The sequence below is a fragment of the Peptococcus niger genome, assembly GCF_900101835.1.
GTDB lineage: Bacteria > Bacillota > Peptococcia > Peptococcales > Peptococcaceae > Peptococcus > Peptococcus niger.
On record NZ_FNAF01000001.1, the window covers coordinates 219,374 to 245,304 of the forward strand.

Genomic DNA, 25,931 nt, shown 5'->3' on the forward strand with positions numbered 1-25,931 from the left:
AGGTAGTATAGAATGTTCTTGACCCTACTCTGTTGGTTTGCCATCATCTTCTTCATTGCGGCATCTGTGAAAAAATTCCGTTTTTATGCCAAAAAACCGATGCATGGCAGACAAGACCTTTACCCCATCCCCGGTGAAGATCCCGATCGTGCCAAATACGGCGGCTCCTACTATGAAGAGCAACGTTGGTATGAAAAACCGCGTGCTAAAAACCATCGTGGCGAAATTCTCGACATGATGGCTGAAATGCTCTTTATTAAAAAGCTCTTTAAAAAGCAGCCGAAATTATGGTGGGTCTCTTATTCTCTTCACTTGGGCATCTACTGCATTATTGCCGCTATTGTTATCGCTTCTGCAGCCGTATTGCTGCCCTTTACCGGTGTTTTAGCAATGCTCTTAGGCCTGGCCTTGACCGTTGCCGGTGTGGCCGGTGCTGTCTTGATTTCTGTCGGCACCATTGGTCTTCTGTTTAAGCGCATTACTGATCATGAATTCCGCAACTACACCACACCGCAAGAATTTTTCAACTTAGCCTTTCTCGGTGCAGGCGGTCTGACCGGGTTGGCATCATTCGTCAGCAACGGTTGCCGTTTCAACTATGTCAAGCAAATCTTTAGCGATATGTTTCATTTTAGACCTATTAAGGGGTTAAATAAAATCACCGTTGTACATGTGCTGATTTTCTGTGGGCTCTTAATTTACATTCCTTTAACCAAAATGAGCCATTATGCCGGAAAATACTTTGCCTTCCATAGCGTCCTTTGGGACAACCGTCCGAATACGCCCGGCAGCAAGGTTGAAAAGCGCATCATTGATGAAGCATCCATCAAACCGAGCCCGGATATGCAATGGTCCGCCCCTCACTATCATCCGGCTCCGAAAAATGAGGAAAAATAAAAACTGTTGCCTTGGACTATAGAGGATTGGAGGACTTTAAATGATAGATGGACGTCATATTCGCCCGCGCGATATGGGTATCCGTGGAGAACAATTAACCACTGTCAACGACAAAAAGCACCTCATGCCTTTACCGGCACCCTTCGAAGATCCGGCCTCCTGGCCTGAAATTGAAGAAGCAAAACCGGAATGGCGTGACACCTATTATGCTGACCTGGACGGGTTCATCGCTTTGGATGACTTTAAACGGCCACAAACCAAAGAAGAAGAGGATGAACTGGTCAATAAGTTCTTAAAAGGTCTTGAAAAACTGCTCAATGATGAAGCCAACAAGGGCATGATTCAGGTCTTGGATTTGACCATGGAATATTGCGCCAAATGCAATACTTGCTCAGATGCCTGCCACCTGTTCGTCGCAACCGACCGCAATGAAATTTATCGCCCGACTTACCGCATTGATGTCTTGCGACGCATCATCAAGGGCTACATCAATCCGCCGAAAGGCAAATTGGGCCGCTGGAAGGCAAAATTCACCGGCGCAGATGTGGATTTGAACTGGGAAACCATTATGCGATTGGCAGAAAGCGCTTACCGCTGCAACCTTTGCCGCCGTTGCGCCCAGGCCTGCCCCTTGGCTTTGGACAATGGGTCCTTGGCCAAAGAAATCCGTAAAATCTTCTCTCAGGAAATGGATATCGCACCGAAACCGGTTCACGATCGCGGCGCTAAAATCCAATTGCGGACCGGTTCTTCTACCGGTATTACCAGAGCCGCTTTCCTGGATACTGTTGAGTTCTTGGATGAAGACTTAAATGACCTTTACCCGGGCAACAACTATGAAGTGCCTATTGATAAAAAAGGCGCTGACATTCTTCTGATTCATAACGCCGGCGAGTATATGGCTTGGCCAGAAAACCCCATGGCATTTGAAATTTTATTCAACGAAGCCGGCTTGTCCTGGACTCTTTCCAGCGATATGATTGGCTATGACAACGTCAACTACGGCATCTGGTATGATGACAAAATGGCCCGCGACATCGCTCTGCAACAAATCGAAGCCGCTAAAAAGCTTGGCGTTAATCGTATTGTCGTCGGCGAATGTGGTCATGCCCACAAGGCCATCAGCGTCGTCAGCGACCGTTTCTCACCAGCAAAAGACCGGGTACCGGTTGAAAGCTTCTTGCCTATGCTGCGCGATTTGGTGTTAGGCGGAACCTATGACCTGGATCCCATGCGCAATGATTTTGCCGTCACCCTACATGACCCTTGCAACTTTGTACGCCAGATGGGTGTTGTACAACCGCAGCGTGACATCATCAACGCAGTGGTGCCAAAAGGCCGGTTCATGGAAATGTACCCGCACGGGGTTGACAACTACTGCTGTGGCGGTGGCTCCGGCTTTGCCATCATGAACAGCATGAACTTCCCGGCCTATCGTGAAAACATCTCTACTCGTATGAAACTCAAACAAGTATTGGATGCTTTTGGACCGGAGAACATTTACAACAAAGATTTGGTCAAATACATTTGCGCTCCCTGCTCCAACTGCAAGGGGACTTTCCGCGAAATGCTCAAATACTGGGGTCTCACTGAAAACTATAACTTCCAGTATGCCGGCTTAGTGGAACTGGTCGTCAACGCCATGACAAAATTCGATACACCTTATTTCGAATGGATGCGCGATGACGCCGATGAATTTTCCATGATGTAAGATGGCTAAAATGGACAAGTTGGTCCAATAAAAATAACCGACTGCCTTCACTGGCGGTCGGTTATTTTTATTGGGTTTGCTCTTTTATGCCCACCTAGCGGTTAGCCCTATCTTGGCCAGCTCCCCCTTACAAGTCATATGAGCAGCCTTCCCGCTAGCTGCAATCCTGTCAAAAAAACAGCGCCGGCATAATCTATGCCCAACGCTGTTGGTCATTTACCGAAGCATATGGCCGGTGATTTTATTTAGACAACAGGCGGTTTTTGCCAGAGTAAGCAGGCAAAAGCCCCTCTTTCGCTTTGACTTAACCGCATCTCATTTTCCAAAGTTAAGGCTTCCGGCCCGGCATTCGGGGGAACAAAAACCGACTCCCGCGCCGCAAGCAAATAATCCGGCGCCAAGGCTTTCATTTCTTCCATGGTTTTAAAGGCCGCCTCATGAAAAACCGAATCTTCACGAGGCATGTGGGTTAGGTACTCTGCTCCCCAAGTGGAATCCCGGGTAATAGTGCCAATCATGATATAGCCGCCGGGCCGCACCACGCGAAAACATTCATCCAAGGCTTTTTTACTGTCCTGGATAAATTCAAAAAGCGCCATAGAAACAACACCGTCAAAGCTCTCATTGGCAAAATCCATATTGGTGATGTCCATTTCATGAAGTCGCGGTGCTAAACCGGCGTATTTCAGCTTTTGCCGGGCAATGGCAAGCATTTCAGCTGACAGGTCAATGCCGGTCATGCGGTGGCCCAAAAGGCTCATTTTCAAAGTAAATCGACCTGTCCCGCAGCCGACATCCAGGATATTTTTCCCCATTTTCACTGGCAGAAGGGACAGGGCACATTCCGTCTCTCTGGCGTCTACAAACCGTCCAAGGGGTGTCTCATACCAAGCATCATATTCCTTTGATTTTTCGGCAAAATCCGCCATTGACCTCATCCTTTCTGCCCCTATCCGCCTTATTGATCTGCGTGTTTTGCGTACTTTTGGCGATCAGCCAGACGTAAAAAGCGTTTTCTCAAGCGCAAATGCTGAGGCGTGACTTCCAGATATTCATCCTGTGCCAAAAAGGCAATGCATTCTTCCAAGGACATGCTTCGGGCACCCTTTAATTGAATGGCATCGTCTTTACCGGCTGCACGGGTATTGGTTAATTTTTTCGTTTTGCACACATTGATGGGAACATCTTGACTACGGTTGGCTTCGCCGATGACCATCCCCTCGTACACGTTCACGCCCGGACCGATAAACAGTTCGCCTCGTTCTTCGGCAGCCTTCAGGCCGTAAGCAGTGGAAACCCCGGTTTCAAAAACGACCAGAACGCCACCATCCCGGGTGGTAAAAGTCCCTGCAAAGGGACGGTGGTCTTCATAGGTTGCATTCATAATCCCATAGCCGTGAGTTAATGTCAAGAACTGGGTCCGGAAGCCAACCAAACCGCGTGTCGGTACAATAAATTCAAGACGGGTTTCACTGCCGCGCGGCATCATTTGCTGCATAACGCCATGACGGCGATTCAATTCATTCATCACATCGCCAATGTAGTCTTCCGGAATATCCAAGGTGACAAATTCAAAGGGCTCGCATCTCACACCGTCAACTTCTTTATAGATAACTTGCGGCATGGAAACTTGAAACTCCAGCCCTTCACGGCGCATTTTTTCGATTAAAATGGCCAAATGCAGCTCGCCGCGGCCGGCCACACGGAAGGCATCCGCTGAATCGGTGTCGCTGACTTGCAGGGCAATATCCGCTTCACACTCTTTCAGCAACCGTTCTCTAAGTTTTCGACTGGTCAGCGGTTCCCCGTCTTGTCCCGCAAAAGGCGAATTATTGATCAAGAACCGCATTTCCAGCGTTGGTTCTTCTATTTCTATAAAGGGCAAGGGATCCAAGCGGTTAACATCGCAAATAGTTTCACCGACATTAATCTCGCCCAGGCCACCAATGGCCACAATATCCCCGGCGCCGGCTTCTTCAATATCCACCTGCTTTAAGCCGTCAAACCCGTACAATTTATTGACACGCACTTGGCGAACATCTCCTTGGCGGTTCATAATCGCCACCGAGTCACCAAGGTGCAGCATACCCCGCTTAATGGTACAAATCCCCATTTTGCCCACGTATTCGTTATAATCCATCAGTGTGACCTGAGCCTGCAAACTGGCATTTCTATCGCCCTTCGGGGCCGGAATAGTGGTGACGATTTGATCCAGCAAGGCCTTGAGGTCTGTTGTTGCGGATAAATCCGGCTCCGTTCCACAAATGCCCTTAACGCCAACGGCGTACAGCACAGGGAAATCAAGTTGCTCTTCATTAGCATTCAGATCAATGAACAAGTCATATACCTCATCCAAGACCTCGGCCGGTCGAACAAAGGATTTATCCATTTTATTGATAATGACAATCGGCACCAGATTGGCCGCCAGGGCTTTTTTAAGCACGAACCGGGTTTGGGGCATGCAGCCTTCAAAGGCATCCACAACCAAAATGACGCCATCGACCATGGTCATGATGCGTTCCACTTCACCACCAAAATCAGCGTGCCCCGGCGTATCGACAATGTTCATGCGAACGCCTTGATAATCAATGGAGGTATTTTTTGCTAAAATGGTAATGCCTTTTTCGCGCTCCAAATCATTTTTATCCATGACTCTTTCGGCCACGGTTTCATTGTCACGAAAGGTCCCGCTTTGACGCAAAAGTTGGTCCACTAAGGTCGTTTTCCCGTGGTCAACGTGTGCAATGATGGCTATATTTCGAATGTTATTTTCGTCTCGCATACGGCCTCCTAGCCTGAAAGAAAAACACCCGACCAGGCAGACCTGTTCGGGTGAGTAGCTTATTCGTCATCCTGTGCAGCTGTCGTTGCCGGAACTTTTTCGGCACCGACTACACGGCCATCATAATGACCGCAAGACGGGCAAACATGGTGGGGTAATTTCGGTTCATGACAGTTCGGACACGTCATTGCGGAAACAGCGTTCAGTTTAGACCAAGCGCTGCGCTTGATGTTTCTTCTGGCTTTGGATCGTTTACTTTTTTGGACACCCATTTATTCCACCTCCCCGTCTCGCAGTTGTGCCAATTTGGCCCACCGCGGATCAATTTCAATGGTTTCACATTGACAATCGCCCAGATTAAGATTTTGCCCACACTTGGGACACAAGCCTTTACAATCCTCCCGGCACAAAACCGTCACCGGCAAGGTTTGCAAAAGCGTATTCACCAGCAATGGTTCAAAATCGTACATGGTCTTGTCATAAATCCAATAGCGTTCTTCCAAGTCACCCATCTCTTCACCCGGTTTTATGACATTGGGGATGTCTAAGGCATACACCAAATTTTCATCAATATCTGCCTGCACATTGATGTGAACCGGTGTCAAGCACCGATCACAGGGCACCACCAAGTGCCCGCTCATATGGCCAAGCATTTGCATCTCGTATTGGGCAACACGAAAAATGCCGCTAACCTTAAGCCCATCGACAAAATGGTAGCCTGCAGGTAACAAAGGCAAAGCTGCCGCTTCAAAGTGAAACGGCACATCGGATTGTACTTGTGGTCGAACCGATGCCAAATTCAGTGACAGCATGGCGCTCCCTCCTAAAATGATGACAGCGTTCAACTTGTACTATTATAGACATCTGAGGACCACTTGTCAATTGTTTTCACCGCTATTCCAGGCCTTTCTCTTCTTATTTTTATCGGCTAAGCCTTGACGGTGCAGCCTCACTCTTTTTCTCTTCCAGAACTGATCGGTTTACCCATGGGGAAGGTCAGGGCTATTGCCGATGACGCCTGCGGATGGTATGATCATCCATATGAACTGCTGCCATACTGTTAGGTGAATTTTAGGGGGGCTACCATGCAGGTGTGTGGGATTATCGCGGAATTTAATCCCTTCCATAAGGGACACGACCGTTTATTAACCGCTGTGCGCGAACAGCTTCCGGAAGCCCGGCTGGTCTGTGTGATGAGCGGACCCTTTACGCAACGTGGTGAACCGGCTATTTTAGACAAGTGGGCGCGCGCTGAAGCAGCCGTCGCTGCCGGAATGAATGTGGTTTTTGAATTGCACAGCGCTTGGGCGACCGCATCCTTGCAGTCCTTTAGCTTCGGCGCGGTGAAAACATTGGCCGCCACCGGCCTTGTCACCCACTTGGCCTTTGGTAGTGAGTCCGGTAACCTGCCAGAATTAAACCACATGGCGGCCCTGCTCCAAAGACCGACGGCCACTTTCCAACAGGTCTTGAAAGCGGCCCTGGCCAAAGGCGCTCCCTTTGCCGTCGCTCAACAAGGGGCTCTTGAAATGGCCTGTGGCGCCAGAGGCTTACAAGATCGGCCCAATGACCGCCTGGCCATATCCTACCTCCGGTTTGCCCCAACCGACTGGACAGCCCTGGCCGTCCAACGGGACACCTGCCATGACGGTGCCTTGTCGGCCCGGGCCATCCGCCAGGCCTTACAGCAAAACCGTCTACCGGCGAATTATTTAACGGCGGAAAGCGCCAGTCAACTAAAAAAAGCCACCACAAATGGATGGCTTTGGCCGCACCTGGCCGATTTTTATACCGCCTTACAGTTGCGCCTTATCAATCTACCTGTGGCAGAAATTAGCCGCATAACCGGTTGTAGTGAGGGCATGGCGGTACGCCTGCGTCGGGCAGCCAGGACAGCAGAAAGCTTTGATGCCTGGCTGGATACGGCCCTAGACCGTCACCTTTTTGAGACCACCCTATCCCGGGCGGCCCTCCAGCTCTTACTGCCGGTTTCCACCCCTGCTCAGGTACCTTACTTACGGGTCCTGGCTGCCGATGCAGAGGGCCGTCGCTGTTTACGAGCCATTCAACAAACAGCCTCTACCCCGCTGGTCACCAATACCGGCCGCGACGGGAAAAAGCTGACGTCTAAAGCCCAGGCCGCCTTACAGGCAGATGTGGCGCGCCAGGAGGCCACCCGTCTCTTACAGACGGCCCCTGCCTACCGGCGCCCCATGCGCGACTATTATGAACCGCCACGCATGGTCTAACCTGCCCCTATTGAATCACCGTCCGCACCCCATGGCGGAGCCAATACAGGCTTTTACTGATTACGGGTACCCGGCGGGCCTCTGCTAGCGCCTTGGCATAAAGCTCCAATTGCAACCGGTAGTCTTCAGGCTGAACCTGCCGATCGCTTTTGAAATCAATAATATGGTAACCTGCCTCATCCCGATAAATTAAATCAATCTGACCGTCAATCAAATGATCCTCGTAAAACATGGTGAAGGACACTTCCTGTTCCACGCTGTCCTGATATTGCCGCAAAACGGCCGCTGTATCGCTTGCATAATAGTCCAGCAGGAGGGGTCTTTCAATGGCGGCGACTTCATCAACCGTCATCAGCGCACGCTGGACCAAGTCCTCCAAGGCCTGGGTCAACTGCTCGGCTGTATAGGGCCGGTTTGGCAAGAGCTGGACTGCGCGGTGGAGCAAGGTCCCTTGTTCTCGCGCGGTAAAATGCCATTTCCCGTCCAGAAAATCAGGGCGTCGGTGGTGCTCTTTAGCCAAGGCGCCCTTAAAGTAGGTCGGCCAGGCCCCACTCACATCGTCAACCAGTCGGTTTTCCGCCGATAACTGGCTGACGGTTTTTTTATAGGGTTCTTCGGCTGCTTCCGCATAGGGATAAGCTTGAGCCAAGCGGCGGGTCAATTCCTTGAGTGCCTGTGGATCAAAGGGCAAGTCAGACGGCTGTAACCGACTTTCCCCCTCCGACACCTCCCAGGAAATTTCTTCGTGCCTTATACATAAATCTGCCGTTGGCAGAAGTCCCGCCTCTGTCAAGGTGTACAGCCAATCCCCGTAAGACCGTCCGGCCGCCAGGGCAAAGGGCAGGGCCCCGTCGCCAAGGGGCGGGACTTCTTTTTCAGGTATTCTGCCGACCAGAAACAAGCGCTTGATGGCCCGGGTCATTGCCACATACAAAAGCCGAACCTCTTCGCTGATATTTTCCCGCCGCATGTGAAAAGCGCTGAGTTTCTTTTCAAATGACGGCCGCACGGTATGCTTGTCCAGTTGGACCACATCCAGGGCACAGCCCAAGCTGGGGTGAACCAACAGCGCCTCACTGGTATCCCGCATATTGAAGCGGTGATATAGGTCTGCTAGGAATACCGTATCAAACCCCAGCCCCTTGCTCTTATGAATGCTCATGATGCGCACACAGTCATCTTGCTCGGTCAGGGCAACCGCCGGTTGCAAGCTGTCACCGGGCGCTTTTTTTATTTCTTCGACATGGCGCAAGAAGCCATCCAGTCCGGCATGCGAAAAGTCTCCATAAGTCCGCATTAAATCAATCAAGGCGCATACATTGGCGTAACGCTCGGCGCCATGCGGCATGGCCTGAAGAAAATCCCCGTAGCCGGACGATTGGAGCAATTCTTCAGCAAAAAGATCCGGTGAAATCATTTTCAACCGCAAGCGATAGCGGCTCAGTCGATCATAAAAAAGCTGCAGTTTATTTGCCGTAGGTCCTTCTCCCTCAGCAGCCACCCAACGGGCAGCGGCAGAAAACCGGCCTTCCGGCTCTTGCAGGCGAATGTTGGCCAGGTCATCATCGCTACACCCTCCAAAGGGTGATACAAGCACCGCCAGCAAGGGTTCATCATAGCTGTCGTTGTCGATAACACGCAGCATGTCCAGAAAAAGCCTAACTTCCATGTTTTCAAACCCGACCAGGCTGTTCTCCGAGTAGTAGGGCACTTCCGCGTCATTAAAGGCCTGTTCATATTCTGCCAAATGGGTGCGGGGCGTCCGCATTAAGACCGCCATATCCCGATAATGTTTACCTTCTTCCGCCACCAGCCGCCGGATCCGGTCAGCAATCCAGCGGCCTTCAGCATAGTGGGGGGACGCGTCTTGCGGTACTTGATCATCCGCCAGCCAGACAAATTCTGCAGGGCAATCGGCCTCTGATGGCTCTTGTCCGGGAACCAGGGCCTGCCCCGGTGCAGAATAGTCAATGTCGCCCAAGGCCGACGTCATTAAGGGCTGAAAAACAGCGTTACAGGCGTGTAAGATACGCGGCTGGGACCGGAAATTTTCCGATAGGTGAATTAGGGCTTGGTCCCCCTGCTCCCTGCCCTCGTAGGCATGGTAACGCGCCAAAAACAAAGCCGGATCAGACTGACGAAAGCGATAGATGGCCTGCTTGACATCGCCGACAAAGAAAAGCTGGCGTGGGGTGGCCAAGGCCTTGATAATTTCCTCCTGTATTTGATTGGCATCCTGGTATTCATCAAAGAAAATATAGGCCGTCTCCCGGCGAATCATTGCCTGGCTCTCGTCATCCGCCAGCAAGGCCAAAAATCGCGTCTCTAGATCGGCAAAATCTAAGCTGTTTTTCTCTGCTTTTAGAGCCTCATACCGCTCCATAACCGCCTTTGTTAATTGGCCCAGGGCATATAAACGCGGTAAAGTGCCCTGCCTGTCTGCAATGACTTGGGCCATGCCACCGGCCGGCAAGAGCTTACGCAAATGGGTCAGCGGGGCCTTAATGCCACTTTCGCGCAACCGCTTAAAGGTCTCCTGAAGGTCACGGACCGCCTCGTCATCCTCCTTCTTTAACCGCACAGCTTTTAACCGCGCCGGCTGTAAATCGGTTAAAAGGGCCAAGGCCTCCGGCACTTGCAGGCAAGCGGCCTGGTCAACCGCCGTGACCAAGCCCTGATCCTCCACCACCGTATCCCGATAGGGACTGAGCCTTTCCGCTTCCGGCGATTCCAACAAGCGGGCCATACTCTCCAATGCCGCCATCATCTGCTCGGCCGTTGCTTCCAGCACTTGTTGAAAGGCGCTTGTAACAGCCTCCGGCAGCACTTCAGGGGCCTCCTGACCCAATTGGTCCAGCCAGGCCGAGGGCACAGGATGCGCCCGTGCAGCTTGCAGCAAGCGGGTAACCAGCCGGCGTACATTCGCATCGTCATTGGCTGTCCCGTAAGCCCAAATCAAATCGCTAAACTGGTCCTCCCCACTTTCATACGCCGCATCAAAAACATCGGTCAAGGCTTCGTTCAGCAATTTGCCGGCCGGCGCACTTTGCAAAACGCGAAAATTCGGTTCTACACCGGCCGCTTGAAAGTAACGCCGCAGCATTTTGGCACAAAAAGCATGCAGGGTGCTGACATTGGCTTGGGGGAGTGCCGTTAGCTGGTGCCGTAAAAATTTGATCCGCTCCTGATCTCCAGCCGCCATCGCCAGCTGGAGCGCATCTTCCAAGCCTTTTGCCAGCCGATCCTTTAATTCACCGGCGGCTGCACGGGTAAAGGTGACCACCAGCATTTCTTCCAGTGAAATATGCTCTTCAGATACCATGGCAACAATGCGGTCAATGAGGACCCGCGTTTTTCCGCTGCCGGCGGCCGCTGACACCAAAATATCCTGATTGCGTAAATAAACTGCTTTTTCTTGAGCTGCCGTCCGTTTCATCGTGTCCCTCCCTTCGGAATATCCTCTGCTGAGGCGGTTCTCTCCGGCATACCCGGCTCAAATCGACAGATGCCCTGATAGCGGCAAAAATGGCAAGAAGATTGGTTGCCAATGACCATGGGCTCGTTAGCAATGTAGCCGGCCAAGGCGTTTTGCGCAGCGCAGTTCGCCATGTCTTCCGCATACCGCATCATGTCATCAAACGCTTCCTCTGCAATGACATTATTTTTCTGCGAAATAGCCTTGCTGCGTCCGCGCAAGCGCAACACCGTCCCGGCCGACTCGGTGACGCCCGGGTCCATTTTCTCCAAGATGGCCGGGTCATCAATCACCAGGCCATCCAGCATCAGAGCCTGTACAATCGCATTGGCAATATCGCTCGGATCGTCATTTTCATTTGGAATCAGCAGGTCTTTGACGCGCAAATAAAAAATACCGCCGGCTTTATCCCAAGCTCCGGAGGCCAAGGCCGCCCGCAAATACAGCAAGAGCTGCAACTGCAAGCCACCGGCAACCGCATCCGGATCAAAGCTTTTACTACCGGTCTTATAGTCAATAACCCGCACCGCATCATCAGCAGCATCAATCCGGTCAATAATGCCCTCCAAGCGAATGGTCTCAACGCCTGTATCTAAAATAATTTCCGGAAGCGCTTGATTTTTACCAAAGCGCACTTCTTGACCAATCGGCTTAAAATCACCTGCTTCCAATTGTCGAAAAATCTGCAGGGCAGACCGCTCCATATGGCCTTTCAAGCGTTTAGCGAATACTTGGTTGCGTCCGTTCTGCGCACGATTTTTGCCGATTACCTGGTCGGTTTCTCGAGCCACTGCCGCCCGGATCAGCGGAATAACCTCCGCCTCATTTAAGGGGCTATCCGTTTTTAATTTGCTGCTATAGACCTGGGTTAACTCTTTCAAGGCGGCATGAATCAAGGTACCGATCTCACGGTATTGCATTTCCAGGCGATCTTCTTCATGAGGCCGAATCCCATAGCGGATAAAATGCTGGTAGGGGCAGGCGCACATGGATTCCAGCTCAGAAACACTTGCACGCCCACGCGTCAAGGCCGGATAGAGACGTTCGCCTAAGTGGCCTGCCAGGGGTGGCCGACGATTGGTATAGCCCATCCCCGTCTGCAAAAAATAACGACGCGGCCCATTTTCTTGCATGAAATACCGGTAATACGTCCCTAATGTCCGCTTTTCGCTGTCGCTCACCGCGGTACCGTCTGACAGCTTTTGCAGGTTTTTCAAGGTCCAGCGCAGGGCAATCGGTTCACTGTAACTTTTCAACCGCTCCAAGAGGGCGTAGGCCCCAATCACCTGTCCATCCTCCACCGCTTCTTCCACCCGTCGAATAAGCCGTGACCGGTTCATTGTTTGTCCGCCCGCATCCGATCCCGGCCAAGATAAGACCAAGCGTTCAGTGGGGCGGGTAAAGGCCTGGAAGAGCGCCATGGCTTCTTCACCGGCGGTTTCTTCTGCCGTCCGGCCAAGGGCAAGGCCCACCTCCTTCAAAGCAGCTTGATCAAGGGCATCAAAGATCCCCGTTTCAGGTGATTGCGCCGGATACCAGGCATCCGATAAACCCAGAATCAGCTGAACCGGCGCGCGACTGGTCCGTGTGCGCCCTAAGGCCCCAACCAGGACCTGGTCCTGAGCCGGTGGGATAATCCCAATTGAAATTTTTTCAAGCCCCTCTCTCAAGAGACGGGCATATTCTTTAAATGGCATGGTCCGGTCACCCAGCGCCGTCACCAGCTGCTCCAAAAGACCGATTATCGCCTCTACAATTTGTTCGTTTTCCTGTACCAAGGCTTCATCCGGCCAGGCACCAATCTCCGCTTGCAAGTGGTGCCAGCCTTCCGTCCACTCCGGTCGGGTGATGAAGTGGTAAAATGCCGTTGAAAAATGACGCACCGTTTCTACTTTCCGGCAGGAAAGGTAAAAATCTTCCAGTTCGGCCTTCAGAACCCGCGCCCCTTCTTGGGCCAGACGCGCATCTTCACAGGCCATGGCCAGCCCTTCTGCCGAATGAAAACGGGCCTCATCGACCACGTAACTGCTTTCCTTAAAGAATAAATTACCGCGCAATTTTCTGGCCGTAGCATGCCGCTCAAGGCTTTGTAAGGCCTCGCCGTCAATGGCGGATAGACCGCCTTTCAAATAGGCAAAAACATCTTCCGGACGAAACTGGTGCTCCACCATGGCAATGGCGGCAAAAACGGATTGCAGCAAGGGATTTTCAGTAATGTATCGTTTTTGGTCAATAAAGACCGGAATGCCATGGGCTGCAAAAATCCGTCGAATCAAGGGAAAGTAGGCTTCCGGTCGGGTCACGGATACCGTAATATCCCGCCAGCGCAGTCCATCGTCAACAACCCGCTTCCGTAAAAGCGCAGCCACCGCTTCCACTTCAATTTCTGTGCTGGGCGACTGCATGAGCCGCAAGTGCGGGGCAGACGGCAGCGGGGGCGTTTTGACCTGGTTAAAAACCCCTTGCGCCACAGCGGCCAAGTCCGGTAAAACCGCCTCAGCTGCATGTACTTCCCTGATGCGCAAAGAGGCGCCGGCAATTTTTCTAAGTGCGGTTAAAAAAGCCCAACTCCCGGCATAGGCCTCGTGTTCACCAACGGCTGCCGGCATTTCCGTCGCATAAGCGGCCCCATAAGGCAGGGTCACAACCACATGCACGGCAACCCCCAATTGGTTTAAGGCCTCAACTATCGCCAATTCCAATGGCGACATGCTTTGAAAGGCATCAAAATAAAGATGCACCTTGCGCAGATAGGTCGCCTTTGGCACCACTTCTAATAGCGTTTGTAAGCGCGCTTCCACATCCTGGTAGCGATCGCCCAGGAGGGTCTCGTAGCGCTGCTGTATTCGTCCCAGTTCAACACATTTGCGCCGTAATTCAGAGGGCAGGTCTTCCCGATCAGCCAAGGCCGATAGCCCCTCAGCACTAATTCCGGCCGCGTGCAAGGTCGCTACCGAATCGCTAATGGCGGTCAAGACGCCGCTTTGCAAATGCGCATTTTTGTAAATCGCTAAATTCTCATTTTCTTCGGCAATCGCCTGGTAAAAAACAAGTTCTCGGGCAGCACGCCCAACAAAAGTCCGGCTGGCTCCCTCAATCCGTCCCAGCACTTCTCTGGCCAATGACGCAAAGCTTTTGACCTTAATGTCCATCACCGCATTGACCTCCAGGGCTTCCAACAGGTGAATATCGCTTTGCAGGGTAAACTGCTCCGGCACCAGCAAATAAGCCTGTTCCCGGCGTTCATGATGCCCTCGCAAGGCTTCCATCACCGCATCGTGGGCCATTTGTTCATGAGGGGCGACGAATAGCTCCATGGCTTCCTCCTGTCTACAAAAAATGCGGACGCCCTGAGTGCGTCCGCATATCCTGAGGCTTACTCAGCCTTGTTTTTCAAGTACTTATCAATAGCAAATGCTGCCTCTTTCCCGGCACCCATCGCTTTAATAACCGTAGCGGCCCCTGTGACCACATCGCCGCCGGCATAGACATCATCAAGTGAGGTTTGCGCCGTGTCATCGGTAACAATCAAACCCCGTTTGGTCAATTCCAAAGCCGGCGTGTTATCGGTCAAAATCGGATTGGGCCCTTGACCGATGGCCACCACCACCGTATCAATCGGCATTTCGGTGACATCGCCCTCAATCGGCACCGGACGGCGGCGTCCGCTTTCATCCGGTTCGCCCAACTCGTATTTCTGCAGCTTCATGCCCGTTACAACGTCATCTTCATTGCCAAGGTATTCAATAGGCGATGAAAGGAGCACTAGTTCAACGCCTTCTTCCAAGGCGTGTTCCAGTTCTTCCTTGCGCGCCGGCAACTCTTCTTTACTGCGCCGGTAGACAATATAACTCTTTTCCGCCCCCAGACGCAAGGCTGTACGAGCCGCATCCATGGCCACATTCCCGCCACCGATAACGGCCACACGGCGGCCGATTTTAATCGGCGTAGCATGGTTCGGGTAATCGTAAGCCTTCATCAAATTGGACCGGGTTAAAAATTCATTGGCGGCAAAAATACCGTTATAATTTTCGCCTGGCAGATGCATAAAGTGCGGCAAGCCGGCGCCGGTACCGATGAAAAAGGCTTCAAAGCCCATATTATCGCGCAATTCATCAATGCTGTACAACTTGCCGACAATGCTGTTTACTTCAAACTGGACGCCCAGTGAGCGGATATAATCCACTTCCCGCTGTACCACTGCTTTTGGCAGGCGGAACTCGGGAATCCCATACATCAATACCCCGCCAGGCGTATGCAGGGCTTCAAAAACGGTCACTTCATAGCCCATTTTCGCCAAATCACCGGCGCAGGCCAAACCGGCCGGCCCCGCCCCAATAATTGCCACCTTGTGTCCGTTCGTTTGGATGGGCTCAGGTGCCGGCGTCCCTTGGTCCGCCTCCCAATCTGCCACATAGCGTTCCAAACGCCCGATGGCAACCGGGTCACCTTTAATGCCCAGCACACAGACCCCTTCGCACTGATTTTCCTGGGGACAAACACGGCCGCAAACAGCCGGCAAGCTGGTTTTCTTTTTCAACCGCTCAGCCGCCAGTGACAAGTCGTCCTGGGCGACCGCTTCAATAAATCCGGGAATATCCACTGCAACAGGACAACCGGTGACGCAGCGCGGGTTTTTGCAATTTAAGCAACGTTGGGCTTCAGCAACCGCCGTTTCGTGGTCATAGCCCAAGGCCACTTCATTAAAGTTCCGAATGCGAGCCGCCGCATCTTGGGTCGGCATTGCATGTCTTGCTGCTTTAGACGCCACGACTATACCTCCTTCGCTGCTCGGTCATCGTGCTCTAAACCGAGGGTACAGGTATGGTCATGGTAATACTCCCGGCCCTTGGCTTCCATATCTTTCAAGTAAGCAGACCGTTTCATGGCCAAGTCAAAATCGACCAGGTGGCCGTCAAATTCAGGTCCGTCGACACAGGCAAACTTGGTCTCATCACCAACTTGAATGCGGCAACCGCCACACATGCCCGTTCCGTCAATCATCACCGGGTTCATGCTGACAAAGGTTTTAATACCGTAAGGCTTGGTAACCCGGACACAGTTTTTCATCATAATCATCGGTCCCACGGCCCATACGGCAGCAATCTCTTCTTTTTGGCAAATGTCGTCAAGGATGTCTGTGACAAAGCCTTTATGCCCACAGGATCCGTCATCGGTTGCAATGTGGAGTTCATTGGAAACGGCCGCCATCCGGTCTTCCCAAAAGAGCAGGTCTTTATTTTTAGCGCCGATAATGGAAATCACATGGTTCCCGGCTGCCTTAAGGGCTTTGGCAATCGGATAGATGGGCGCAATCCCAACCCCACCACCAACGATAATCACTTTGCCATATTTTTCAATTTCGCTGGCGCGTCCCAGGGGACCGACCACATCAGAAAGGGTATCGCCAACTTTATAGGTCGCCAATTCTTCCGTTGATCGACCGATGGCTTGAAAGACAATAGTAATGGTTCCCTTGTCAGGGTCTGCATCGGCAATGGTCAGCGGAATGCGCTCCCCCTCATCATTCATGCGAATGATTAAAAATTGACCGGCTTGCGCCTTTCTGGCCAATTGTTTTGCCTCAATACTCATTTCATGCGTTAATCCACCTAAATGCTTATAATCAACGATGGTGTACATGTTATTCCTCCTTAAATCCCCCCGCAATTTGCCTTTATTCAGCTGCAAAGACAAAAATCCTCCATTATCAAATTGTACTTATAATTGGATAAAGTGTCAACTCAAGCCCTCTTCCTTAGCAGGCCCACTGGCCAGCAAAAAACCGCCCCTGCTGCTGCAAAGGCGGTCATGCAACCGGTTAAAGCGTTTCCATATTTGATTCCGAATCAGCCGGTGGATTATTGCCACGGCCTGGCACTTTTTTAAAGATACCGGTCACCATCAAGCTGATGGCACCATCACCGGTAACATTGCAGGCCGTCCCGAAACTATCCTGCAAGGCAAATATAGACAGCAAAAGGGCCGTTCCGTTATCGTCAAAGCCCAGTACAGAGATGACCAGCCCTAGGGAGGCCATCACTGTCCCACCGGGCACCCCGGGGGCCGCAATGGCAAAAATACCCAACAGGAAAACAAAAATCAACATGGTTGATGTGGACGGCAATTGCCCATAGAGGATCTGCGAAACCGTCATCACAAAGAAGACTTCCGTTAAGACGGAACCGCACAAATGTGTGTTGGCACAAAGTGGCACCACAAAGTCGCGAATCTGCGGATCCAAAGTTTTAGACTTGCGGGCACAGCGCAATGCCACCGGCAAGGTGGCGGCAGAGCTCATGGTCCCGACAGCAGTCATATAGGCCGGCGGATAATGCCGAAAGACCTCTTTTGGGTTTGTTTTCGAAAGCATCCCGCCGAGGCCATACAAAAGCGTCAACCAAATGAAGTGCCCTATAATGACAATGAAAATCACCTTGATAAATACAGGCAATTCATAAATAATGGCGCCTTCATAAGCCAATCCGGCAAATGTGGCTGCGATATAAATCGGCAAAATATTGATAATTACTTTTTCCACAATCGCCAGAACTATTTGATGGAATTCATCTAGCAAATTTTCCCAGGTTTTAGAGCCGGTCCATAAGACAGCCAGACCGATGAGCACTGCGGTAATCAAGGCGGTCATCACCGGCATAATCGGATCAATGGACAGCTGAAATAAGGATTCAGGAATTTTCCGCGCAGCCGTCGTATCATTGGCGATATTCAAATGAGGAATAATCGCCAGCCCGGCAAGAAAGCTCATGAGTGCAGCCCCTACAGAAGAGGCATAGCAAATGGACAAGGTCACGGTCAAAATCCGCCCCGCACTTTGCTTTAAAGAGACGATTGCCGGTGTAATAAAGCCTAAAACAATCAACGGAACCATATAACCAATCAGGTCCCCAATAATGGCTTTAAGGGTCGAAATCACAACAATGACGGATTCATTCGCAACTGATCCCAGCCCAATCCCGATTAAAATGCCCAACAACAACTTAAACAATAAACTGTGTACAAATGATTTTTTCTCTGCCATACTACCACCTTTCCTAATGCCTGCACCTATCAATCGCCACCTACTATAATGCAAAGCTGAGTAAAATAAAAGTCTTTAGATCTTCTTAACTCTTTTATGCCTTGTGGCGTATATGATTTTTTTCGAAACAATCTACAAGTTCTGAGACTTAGTCAAGCCGGATAACCTCTTCCGCATAAAAAAGCCACCACACAAAAATGCGGTGGCAGAATAACTTGATGGATTCACTGCCTTAATCATTGGACTTGGCTTGATCGGCCGGCCCTTCTGAGCCCTCTTCCTTTTCTTCCGCCGTCCGATTATCGACAATCCCTTTGCGTTGCAGCTCTTTTTTGCGCTCCAATTCCTCACGATGCGCTTCCTGGGCCTCTTCCAGTTCCTCAAGAGACCGTCCTTCCAGTAAGCCGTTAAACTCAAAGTTATTGAGGTTTTCTTTTTCTGTCAAGGCTTTGGCAATGATGTCGAGCTCTTTGCGGTATTGATTCAGCAAGTCATGCGCCTTGGCATGGCATTCATCCATTAACCGCTTGACTTCTTTGTCAATAGAATAGGCAATGGCCTCACTGTAATTCCGCGAATGACCCAAATCACGACCTAAAAAGACCTGTTCCTGGTCTTCGCCAAAGGCAATGGTGCCGAGTTCATCGCTCATACCCCACCGGGTCACCATTTGACGAATGGTTTTGCTGGCACGTTCAATGTCGTTGGAAGCGCCTGTAGAAATCTCACCTAGAACGATTTCTTCTGCCACCCGTCCCCCAAGCATCATGGTGACTTCACTCAGCAAGTGGGTACGGGTCATGTAGTTGCGGTCTTCTTCCGGCAGAGACATGGTGTAGCCGCCAGCATTGCCGCGCGCCACAATAGATACCTTATGAATCGGATCACACTCCGGCAAATAATGCCCGATAATCGCATGACCTGCTTCATGATAGGAGACCAAGCGTTGTTCCTTCTCACTGATCTTGGCCGGATTTTTCTTTTCCGGTCCGGCGATGATGCGTTCAATGGATTGCTCAAACTGTGCATGTCCAATGGTTTTTAAATTTTCCCGGGCCGACAAGAGGGCCGCTTCATTGACTAAGTTGGCCAAATCAGCGCCTGTAAAGCCCACCGTCTGCTTAGCAATGACGCGCAAGTCGACATCGGCTGCCAAGGGCTTGTTGCGCACGTGAACTTTCAAAATTTCTTCACGTCCGCGGACATCAGGACGTCCAACGGTTACCTGACGGTCAAAGCGACCGGGGCGTAAAAGCGCCGGATCCAAAATATCCGGACGGTTAGTGGCTGCCAGAATGATAATGCCTTCATTGTCATCAAAGCCATCCATTTCCACTAAAAGTTGGTTTAAGGTTTGCTCCCGTTCATCATGTCCGCCGCCAACGCCGGCACCTCTTTGACGCCCGACTGCGTCAATTTCATCGATGAAAATGATACAGGGGCTATTTTTCTTAGCTTGTTCAAACAGGTCACGTACACGCGAAGCTCCGACCCCAACAAACATTTCCACAAAATCAGAACCGGAAATGCTGAAAAAAGGTACCCCGGCTTCTCCGGCGACAGCTCTTGCCAGCAAGGTTTTCCCTGTCCCGGGTGGCCCAAACAATAAAACGCCTTTAGGGATTTTCGCCCCAATTTGGGCATATTTACGCGGATCTTTTAAGAAGCCCACCACTTCTGCTAACTCTTCTTTAACCTCGTCAGCGCCGGCCACATCTTTGAATGTGACTTTTTTCTTATCGTCCATTTGCATTTTGGCTTTACTTTTGCCAAATTGGCTCATTTTGGCGCCGCCACCTTGGCTCTGATTCATAAAGAAGAAGAAGAGGCCCACAAGGAGTAGAACAGGTAAAAGCGTCCCCAAAAGGTTTAAAATCGGTGAGGGCTGAGGCGTTGCTTCCTGTTTGATTTTAACGCCGTTTTCCATCATGGTTTTTTCCAGCTGCCCTGCATCTTTCGGGATGTTCATCTTGAAGGTTTTTTTGTTTTTAGTCGTCCCTTCCACTTCCTGATAATTGTCATAGCTGGTGATCGTAATAGACTTGACGTCCCCTTTTTCCGCGCCTTTCATGAGCTCGGAATAGTTTTGGTTATAAATGATTTGTTCTGTTTGCTGGGTTTGACCGCTTGTAAAATATTCCAGCAAAGACAGAAACAACAAAAATATCACAAGATAGATGACAAAACTCTTCCATGCTTTTTTGTTCATGCACGTCCTCCTCTGTCTGTTTTTAGCCCTTGGGTCGATAGGTTTCGTCGTCCAAGAAGGCTTTTATATAAATACCCTTTTTCACGGTATTTTTACCATATTTTTGTAAATCGCTTTTGGCCAATCCGGGCAACCATAAGGGCTGGTCATCCTCATCGCATAAAATTGGCCATCGGGCCCGTAACCGGTTGGGGACACTATAGGTCTGAAAAAGCTTTTTTAGTGGCTGATGCCCAATTCCTCTGCGCCAGATAGAGTCCCCCGGTTGTCGATGGCGCCAGTAGAAGTTTTGTCCATCCTGGACACGATAGGTCCATAAGGACCGTAGGGGCAAGTTGCCGGATAAGACTTCCAGGCGGCCCGGCCAGTCCGGACAGTTCAAACAGCTCCCGACTTCCGGCTGCCAGCGAAAGGGCTCAAATTTTTTAGGCCGCAACCGCTCATCTGCTAAAATAATGTGTGCCTTTTCAATATACACCTTAAAACGACCGGCGTCTATTATTTTATCATTTTGTTGGGAATTTAAAAGATCAATATATGTTTTAAGCTGACCCTCGCCAAACTGACCCCCGCCAGCTGCCAAGGATTGCCGTAATAAAGTCAAGATTTCTTTTTGCACATAAGGCGCTTGTTGGCGGAGCAATTCTCGCGGAAAACTGATTTCACCGGCAAGAATAGGTCCTGAAGCCTCCAGTAAGGGCAGAATGACCGTCTCCGCCATGGCAGACCGAATTTCTTCTAAATGCCCCGCCATCTCGTTAATATGGTCTACAGCCCCGGTATTAATCTCCGTCAGCACAGGGATGACGTCCTTCCGAATCCGATTACGAGCATAACGCACGTCTGCATTAGATTCATCCACAGTATATAGAAGATTCGCTTGCGCACAATAAGCGAGGATATCTTCTTTGTGCGCAAACAGCAGGGGCCGGATAATCTGATGGCTGCGCGCAGGCATGGCAGCCATTCCTCTTGCACCGGCGCCGCGAATCATATTCAATAAAATGGTCTCAGCACGGTCATCGGCGTGATGGCCCAAGGCCAAAGTCTGTAACCGATAGCGATCCATGCTTTCCCGATAAAGGTTTTGCCTGGCCAGGCGCCCGGCAGCTTCTTCGCCCAGGCCTTTTTCTAGAGCCAAATGCGCAACATTAATCTTGGCGCTGATCAGCGGAATATGCTGGGCGCGGCAATAGCCGGCAACCGTCTGCGCTTCAGCATCTGCAGAAGGCCGTAAACTGTGATTTAAATGGGCCGCCATCAAAAACAGCCCCCAACTTTCACGCATCCGGCAAAGCAAATCGCAGAGGGCCATTGAATCCGGCCCGCCCGATAAGCCGATCAATACCCGGTCGCCATGGGCCAGCAAGCCCTGCTCTTGAATAAAGTCAACAAAGGCTTTCTGAAACATCATCACTGCTCACTTCCAGCATAGAGGTTACTGAGCAAGATGCCATCAAGGCCGTCGGTTACGCTAGCTGTATACCCTTCCAGCTGGAAGCTGCTGCAAATCACATCTAAAATAAGCAGTCCAGGTAAAATGGTATCCCGTCTTTCTGCCGCCAATCCGGGGATGTGCGCCCGTTCAGAAGGCGTCATCGCTGCATATGACTGCATAAAGCTAAGCCAGTCGGAGCGATTAATCCTACTCTTGTGAATCGCCTCCGGGTCATATGTATCCAAGCCTAAAAGGATGGCCGCCAAGGTCGTCAAGGTTCCCCCAATGCCAATCAAGCGTTTTTCCTTTAAAATGGACGCGGACAAGCTTTCTCCTAGGTCTGCTCGAAAGTGTCCAAGGCGGTCCGGATGATCTTTTAAAACCAAGCAGCCATAGGGAAAACTTTTAGATGACCAGCGGTCTTTATGAAAATAGCTGAGTTCTGTGGAACCGCCGCCGATATCAAGTACAAGCGCCTCAGCTGCGGCGGCATCACTGCCGGCCAGGGCCCCGGTAAAACCGTAGTAGGCTTCTTCCTGGGGAGATAAGAGCCGTACCGGCACCCCGCACAGCTCTTCAAGCCGGTCCATCAGAAAGCGGCGGTTAGGGGCTTGACGAAGCGCTGCCGTCGCCGTAACCAGCAAATGCTCCGAACACCGTGGAAGCCTCCCCAGATGGGGCATCAATGATTGCACAGCTTGAAAGGTTCTTAGCATGGCCGGCTCCGTCAAACTGCCATCAGCAGCCCGCCCTTCCGCCAACCGGCTAAAGGCCAAATACGTCTGCTGGTTGACCAGCTTACCATTTTTAACATCTGCCACAGCCAGACGAACACTGTTGCTGCCAACATCAAAAACTGCCCGCATATTCTCCTCCTATATAAAAACCACCCTTATCCCACTAGATAAAGGTGGTTGATCTTAATAGCGATTTCCGCTGCGACGTTTGGCGTTCATATTTTTGTTCAGGGATGCCAGTTTCTCATCGCTGTCTTTCATAAAGCGCGAGATTTTATCCTCAAAGCTGAGCGACGGACGTTGTGGCTTTTTCTTTTCTTTTGCGCGTTTGATGGATAAGCTAATTTTCCCCTTATCATCTGTACTGACGACAAAAACTTTGACAGGATCGTCAACTTTCAAAAAATCATTGACATCTTTAACAAAAGTATCTGCGACTTCAGAAATGTGAACCAGTCCGGTTTCACCACTCTCCAGCTTCACAAATGCGCCAAAATTGGTAATGCCCGTTACGGTACCCTTAATAATCTGCCCTTTAGCGATGGACATAGATGGTGCAAGCCTCCCCTTAGTTTAAATTATATGCTTTAATTCATTATAATGATCCAAAATGAACCTGTCAATACTTAGCCAGTAGGCGCATTGTCTTTTTGGGTAATCAAAACTTCTCCGGGCTTGACCATGCCCAGTTCTTCCCGCGCCACTTCTTCTACAGCTTCATCCGTTTTCATATACAAGACATTTTCTTTAATATTTTTTTGTTCTTTTAACGCTTCCACGCGGGTTTCAATCAACTGATTTTCTTGCGCTTTTAAATCAACAATTAAATAACATCCGGTCACAAAAGAAATACTTAAATAAAGAACCAGAAAGGCAAAAACGACATTACGCCATCTGAGCCGTTCAAATGCCGTCTTATATGGAGACGCTTCTTTTGCCTGAAAGAAAAAGCGGCGCAATACTTCTATTAAATGTCGATTGAACAACAGATTTTCTTGCGGCTTGTCAGCATGGCGCACCTTATTGCCCTCCCTTCAGGATTGATGAATGACCTGATACAATTCATCTGCCTCATTGGCACGAACGGTTTCACGTAAATCAAGCACTTTAACAGAAAGTGTTTTTTCACCGAAAGAGATTTCCAATCGATCACCGACGGCAACTTCTGTCCCGGCTTTTGCAACCCGATCGTTCACACGCACTTTACCGGCGGTACAAATGTCCTTGGCCACCGTGCGGCGTTTGATCAGGCGTGAAACTTTTAAAAACTTATCTAATCGCATTCTGCCGCCTTTCCAGCAATTACACTACTTATTTAAAAAGACCTGTCAGTCGTGGACAGGTCCGTCTTTCTCATTTATTTGCCAACAACCGCTTCTTTTAAGGATTTACCAGCTTTGAATGCCGGCACTTTGGTAGCCGGAATAACAATCGGCTCTTTGGTTTGCGGATTTTGGCCTTGGCGCTCCTTACGATCACGTACTTCAAAAGTACCGAACCCGACCAACTGGACTTTTTCACCATCAACAAGTGTTTCCGTGATGGCTTCAAATACGGCGGCCACTGATTTTTCTGCGTCTTTTTTTGTCAGACCCGATTTCTCAGCGACTTTTGCGACTAATTCGGATTTGTTCAAGTATAATCCCTCCTCGGATCGGTTACAGGTATTGCAACAATGATTCCATAGCTTGCTTGCATTTTACCACATTATATTTGCAAAATAAAGCGGAAAAACAGGGAAAATGCCAATTTAAAGCGGTTTTTCGCCATAAAAGCCCCGTATAAAATCATCTTCTTCCCGCCAAACGCTTTTGCAACTTTGGCCCCAGCTTCGGAATCAAGAATAAGGTCTCCGCATCAATCCCCTTAATGATAAACAAGCAAAGGAAATACCCTAGGCCACCCACCACAATGGCCAGCAAGGTGGTGATCGAAAGGGATATGTGGGGTGTCAATAAATGCTCCACCGCAAGGCAAAGACCACCCATGGCTGCGCTGGCCAGGGCAGGCTTAATGAAAATTAACTGCGGATTACACCAGTGCCAACCGACAAAACCGAAGAGCCTGAAGACATTGAGGCAGGCGGCAAATCCAAAGGAGAAAACGGTGGCATAAGCGGCCCCTCTTGCGCCAAGTTGCACGTTTGCGGCTAAAATCCAGGTTAAAACAAATTTTAAAACCAAGCCGATCATCAGGTGATACATGGGGATTAAAACTTTTCCTAAGCCCTGTAAGATACTGGCCGAGCATTGGTACAAGCCAACGACAAGAATGGTAAATGCCAAGGCTTCTAAAACAGGGCCGGCCTCTGCATCGTTGTATAAAAGCTTCGAAATCCCGGTCGACAGGACCGCCAACCCGGTGGATGCCGGCAGCACAAGGACCATGGTCAAACGAATGCCTTGACCGATGTTGTGATACAAGGCTTTTTTATCGTCTCTGGCCAGGGCATCTGCCACTGCCGGCACCAAACTGGCGGCAATCGCAGTGGTGACAATAAAGGGTAAGTTAATGATGGGCATGGCATAGTTGGACAAATAGCCCAATTGCGCAATAGCGTCCCCATGAAGCATTCCGCCGGCTTCCAAGCGTCTTGCCACAAGGGATGAGTCAATAAAGCCGGTCATCGGCAAAAGAAGGGCACCGATGGAAATGGGCACCGCATAATAGAGCAACTGCTTCAAAACCAGCCGATCTTTATCGGAATCCCGCTTTGGCAAATGCCCCTGTCCAGCAGGCTGGCCATGCAAAAATCGGGCAAAGACAACCGCTAAAAAGAGGAAACCGCAGACACCGCCAACCATTGACCCAAAACTGGCCCCGGCGACAACAAACTCCACCGGTTTTTGGATCAGTAGAAAGAGCGCCAATAAAATTGTTCCCACGCGAAAAAATTGCTCCAAGATTTGCGATACCGCAGTCGGTACCATATTCTGCTGTCCTTGGAAAAAGCCGCGAAAAACAGCCATCAAGCAACTGAAAAGCATTGCCGGCGCTAAGGCACGCAATGACCAAGTGGCACGTGGTTCGTTAAAGTAAGCGCTGGCAATCCAGGGGGCTGCAAGGTAAAAGAAAATCGCTGCAGCAGCTCCGATGACTGTCAAAAGGACAAGCGCCACCCGGACAATCCGTAGGCTTTCGCCCTTCTCGGCTCTTTCTTCGCTCATGGCCACCAGTTTGGAAACGGCCAAGGGAATACCGGCCGTTGACAAGGCAAAAATAATGGAGTAGATGGAGTAGCTCATGCTGTAAATGCCGGCGCCTTCGGCGCCTACCATGCGATTAAAGGGGACACGGTAGGCGGCCGATAAAAATTTACCCAGGACGCCGGCCAAGGTTAAAATCATCGCACCGCGAAAAAATGTTTTTTTAGCCATAGTTTTCCGTTTCG

The 25,931-nt window shown here is 50.6% G+C and carries 20 protein-coding genes; 3 read left to right on the forward strand and 17 right to left on the reverse strand.

Features of this window, described 5'->3' with window-relative positions; all coding sequences use genetic code 11:
* Window positions 1-12 precede the first annotated feature (12 nt).
* Window positions 13-897, forward strand: coding sequence for a respiratory nitrate reductase subunit gamma (locus BLQ16_RS01185; protein WP_091790921.1), 885 nt, complete (start codon window positions 13-15; stop codon window positions 895-897).
* Window positions 898-937: 40 nt separating this feature from the next.
* Window positions 938-2,608, forward strand: a complete 1,671-nt coding sequence (locus tag BLQ16_RS01190; protein ID WP_091790922.1) for a (Fe-S)-binding protein — start codon at window positions 938-940, stop codon at window positions 2,606-2,608.
* A 245-nt stretch (window positions 2,609-2,853) separates the two neighbouring features.
* Here the strand turns inward: BLQ16_RS01190 and BLQ16_RS01195 are convergent, their stop codons facing one another.
* The 4 genes from BLQ16_RS01195 to BLQ16_RS01210 are packed head-to-tail and all read right to left on the reverse strand — an operon-like array spanning window position 2,854 to window position 6,202.
* Entirely contained in the window at window positions 2,854-3,537 is a 684-nt protein-coding gene (locus BLQ16_RS01195; protein ID WP_159427929.1) for a class I SAM-dependent methyltransferase, read from the reverse strand.
* Window positions 3,538-3,566: 29 nt separating this feature from the next.
* On the reverse strand, window positions 3,567-5,390 hold the full coding sequence (typA, locus tag BLQ16_RS01200; protein WP_091790924.1) for a translational GTPase TypA: 1,824 nt from the start codon (window positions 5,388-5,390) through the stop codon (window positions 3,567-3,569).
* A gap of 59 nt (window positions 5,391-5,449) precedes the next feature.
* The gene (gene rpmF, locus BLQ16_RS01205; RefSeq protein ID WP_091790925.1) at window positions 5,450-5,662 is read right to left on the reverse strand and encodes a 50S ribosomal protein L32; all 213 of its coding nucleotides are present in this window, start codon (window positions 5,660-5,662) and stop codon (window positions 5,450-5,452) included.
* Entirely contained in the window at window positions 5,663-6,202 is a 540-nt protein-coding gene (locus BLQ16_RS01210; protein ID WP_200781851.1) for a YceD family protein, read from the reverse strand.
* A 273-nt stretch (window positions 6,203-6,475) separates the two neighbouring features.
* Between BLQ16_RS01210 and BLQ16_RS01215 the strand changes: the two genes are divergently transcribed.
* Window positions 6,476-7,639: a nucleotidyltransferase family protein gene (locus BLQ16_RS01215; protein ID WP_091790926.1), complete on the forward strand. Its 1,164-nt coding sequence runs from the start codon at window positions 6,476-6,478 to the stop codon at window positions 7,637-7,639.
* 7 nt (window positions 7,640-7,646) lie between these two features.
* Here BLQ16_RS01215 and BLQ16_RS01220 read toward each other — a convergent pair whose 3' ends face one another.
* The 13 genes from BLQ16_RS01220 to BLQ16_RS01280 form a co-directional block, all read right to left on the reverse strand.
* Entirely contained in the window at window positions 7,647-11,075 is a 3,429-nt protein-coding gene (locus tag BLQ16_RS01220; RefSeq protein WP_091790927.1) for a UvrD-helicase domain-containing protein, read from the reverse strand.
* The gene (locus BLQ16_RS01225) at window positions 11,072-14,431 is read right to left on the reverse strand and encodes a PD-(D/E)XK nuclease family protein (protein WP_091790928.1); all 3,360 of its coding nucleotides are present in this window, start codon (window positions 14,429-14,431) and stop codon (window positions 11,072-11,074) included. The genes BLQ16_RS01220 and BLQ16_RS01225 overlap by 4 nt, the downstream gene beginning before the upstream one ends.
* A 59-nt stretch (window positions 14,432-14,490) precedes the next feature.
* Complete coding sequence (gltA, locus tag BLQ16_RS01230; RefSeq protein WP_091790929.1) at window positions 14,491-15,885, reverse strand: NADPH-dependent glutamate synthase; 1,395 nt, start codon at window positions 15,883-15,885, stop codon at window positions 14,491-14,493.
* A 2-nt stretch (window positions 15,886-15,887) separates the two neighbouring features.
* Window positions 15,888-16,757 carry a sulfide/dihydroorotate dehydrogenase-like FAD/NAD-binding protein gene (locus BLQ16_RS01235; RefSeq protein ID WP_091790930.1) on the reverse strand — a complete coding sequence of 290 codons (870 nt, stop codon included), beginning with the start codon at window positions 16,755-16,757 and terminating at the stop codon, window positions 15,888-15,890.
* A 178-nt stretch (window positions 16,758-16,935) separates the two neighbouring features.
* Window positions 16,936-18,156, reverse strand: a complete 1,221-nt coding sequence (locus BLQ16_RS01240; protein WP_091790931.1) for a dicarboxylate/amino acid:cation symporter — start codon at window positions 18,154-18,156, stop codon at window positions 16,936-16,938.
* A gap of 232 nt (window positions 18,157-18,388) precedes the next feature.
* A complete protein-coding gene (gene ftsH, locus BLQ16_RS01245; RefSeq protein WP_091790932.1) occupies window positions 18,389-20,365 on the reverse strand; it encodes an ATP-dependent zinc metalloprotease FtsH in 1,977 nt (658 codons plus the stop codon).
* A gap of 22 nt (window positions 20,366-20,387) precedes the next feature.
* Entirely contained in the window at window positions 20,388-21,779 is a 1,392-nt protein-coding gene (gene tilS / locus BLQ16_RS01250) for a tRNA lysidine(34) synthetase TilS (protein WP_091790933.1), read from the reverse strand.
* The gene (locus BLQ16_RS01255) at window positions 21,779-22,669 is read right to left on the reverse strand and encodes a Ppx/GppA phosphatase family protein (RefSeq protein ID WP_091790934.1); all 891 of its coding nucleotides are present in this window, start codon (window positions 22,667-22,669) and stop codon (window positions 21,779-21,781) included. Before BLQ16_RS01255 ends, tilS begins: the two co-directional genes overlap by 1 nt.
* Before the next feature lie 54 nt (window positions 22,670-22,723).
* Window positions 22,724-23,089: a S1 RNA-binding domain-containing protein gene (locus tag BLQ16_RS01260; RefSeq protein WP_091790935.1), complete on the reverse strand. Its 366-nt coding sequence runs from the start codon at window positions 23,087-23,089 to the stop codon at window positions 22,724-22,726.
* Window positions 23,090-23,166: 77 nt separating this feature from the next.
* Window positions 23,167-23,559, reverse strand: a complete 393-nt coding sequence (locus BLQ16_RS01265) for a septum formation initiator family protein (protein WP_091790936.1) — start codon at window positions 23,557-23,559, stop codon at window positions 23,167-23,169.
* Between the two features lie 15 nt (window positions 23,560-23,574).
* A complete protein-coding gene (locus tag BLQ16_RS01270; protein WP_091790937.1) occupies window positions 23,575-23,823 on the reverse strand; it encodes an RNA-binding S4 domain-containing protein in 249 nt (82 codons plus the stop codon).
* 74 nt (window positions 23,824-23,897) lie between these two features.
* The gene (locus tag BLQ16_RS01275; protein ID WP_091790938.1) at window positions 23,898-24,176 is read right to left on the reverse strand and encodes an HU family DNA-binding protein; all 279 of its coding nucleotides are present in this window, start codon (window positions 24,174-24,176) and stop codon (window positions 23,898-23,900) included.
* A gap of 151 nt (window positions 24,177-24,327) precedes the next feature.
* Complete coding sequence (locus BLQ16_RS01280) at window positions 24,328-25,917, reverse strand: putative polysaccharide biosynthesis protein (RefSeq protein ID WP_091790939.1); 1,590 nt, start codon at window positions 25,915-25,917, stop codon at window positions 24,328-24,330.
* Window positions 25,918-25,931 lie beyond the last annotated feature (14 nt).

What these genes read in the sequence shown, in the direction of transcription:
- BLQ16_RS01235 (WP_091790930.1), bottom strand. Translation starts at nt 16,757, where the DNA reads ATGTACACCATCGTTGATTATAAGCATTTAGGTGGATTAACGCATGAA.
- BLQ16_RS01225 (WP_091790928.1), bottom strand. Translation starts at nt 14,431, where the DNA reads ATGGAGCTATTCGTCGCCCCTCATGAACAAATGGCCCACGATGCGGTG.
- BLQ16_RS01210 (WP_200781851.1), bottom strand. Translation starts at nt 6,202, where the DNA reads ATGCTGTCACTGAATTTGGCATCGGTTCGACCACAAGTACAATCCGAT.
- tilS (WP_091790933.1), bottom strand. Translation starts at nt 21,779, where the DNA reads ATGATGTTTCAGAAAGCCTTTGTTGACTTTATTCAAGAGCAGGGCTTG.
- BLQ16_RS01255 (WP_091790934.1), bottom strand. Translation starts at nt 22,669, where the DNA reads ATGCGGGCAGTTTTTGATGTTGGCAGCAACAGTGTTCGTCTGGCTGTG.
- BLQ16_RS01215 (WP_091790926.1), top strand. Translation starts at nt 6,476, where the DNA reads ATGCAGGTGTGTGGGATTATCGCGGAATTTAATCCCTTCCATAAGGGA.
- BLQ16_RS01195 (WP_159427929.1), bottom strand. Translation starts at nt 3,537, where the DNA reads ATGGCGGATTTTGCCGAAAAATCAAAGGAATATGATGCTTGGTATGAG.
- BLQ16_RS01185 (WP_091790921.1), top strand. Translation starts at nt 13, where the DNA reads ATGTTCTTGACCCTACTCTGTTGGTTTGCCATCATCTTCTTCATTGCG.
- BLQ16_RS01240 (WP_091790931.1), bottom strand. Translation starts at nt 18,156, where the DNA reads ATGGCAGAGAAAAAATCATTTGTACACAGTTTATTGTTTAAGTTGTTG.
- BLQ16_RS01270 (WP_091790937.1), bottom strand. Translation starts at nt 23,823, where the DNA reads ATGCGATTAGATAAGTTTTTAAAAGTTTCACGCCTGATCAAACGCCGC.
- ftsH (WP_091790932.1), bottom strand. Translation starts at nt 20,365, where the DNA reads ATGAACAAAAAAGCATGGAAGAGTTTTGTCATCTATCTTGTGATATTT.
- BLQ16_RS01260 (WP_091790935.1), bottom strand. Translation starts at nt 23,089, where the DNA reads ATGTCCATCGCTAAAGGGCAGATTATTAAGGGTACCGTAACGGGCATT.
- BLQ16_RS01280 (WP_091790939.1), bottom strand. Translation starts at nt 25,917, where the DNA reads ATGGCTAAAAAAACATTTTTTCGCGGTGCGATGATTTTAACCTTGGCC.
- rpmF (WP_091790925.1), bottom strand. Translation starts at nt 5,662, where the DNA reads ATGGGTGTCCAAAAAAGTAAACGATCCAAAGCCAGAAGAAACATCAAG.
- BLQ16_RS01190 (WP_091790922.1), top strand. Translation starts at nt 938, where the DNA reads ATGATAGATGGACGTCATATTCGCCCGCGCGATATGGGTATCCGTGGA.
- BLQ16_RS01220 (WP_091790927.1), bottom strand. Translation starts at nt 11,075, where the DNA reads ATGAAACGGACGGCAGCTCAAGAAAAAGCAGTTTATTTACGCAATCAG.
- typA (WP_091790924.1), bottom strand. Translation starts at nt 5,390, where the DNA reads ATGCGAGACGAAAATAACATTCGAAATATAGCCATCATTGCACACGTT.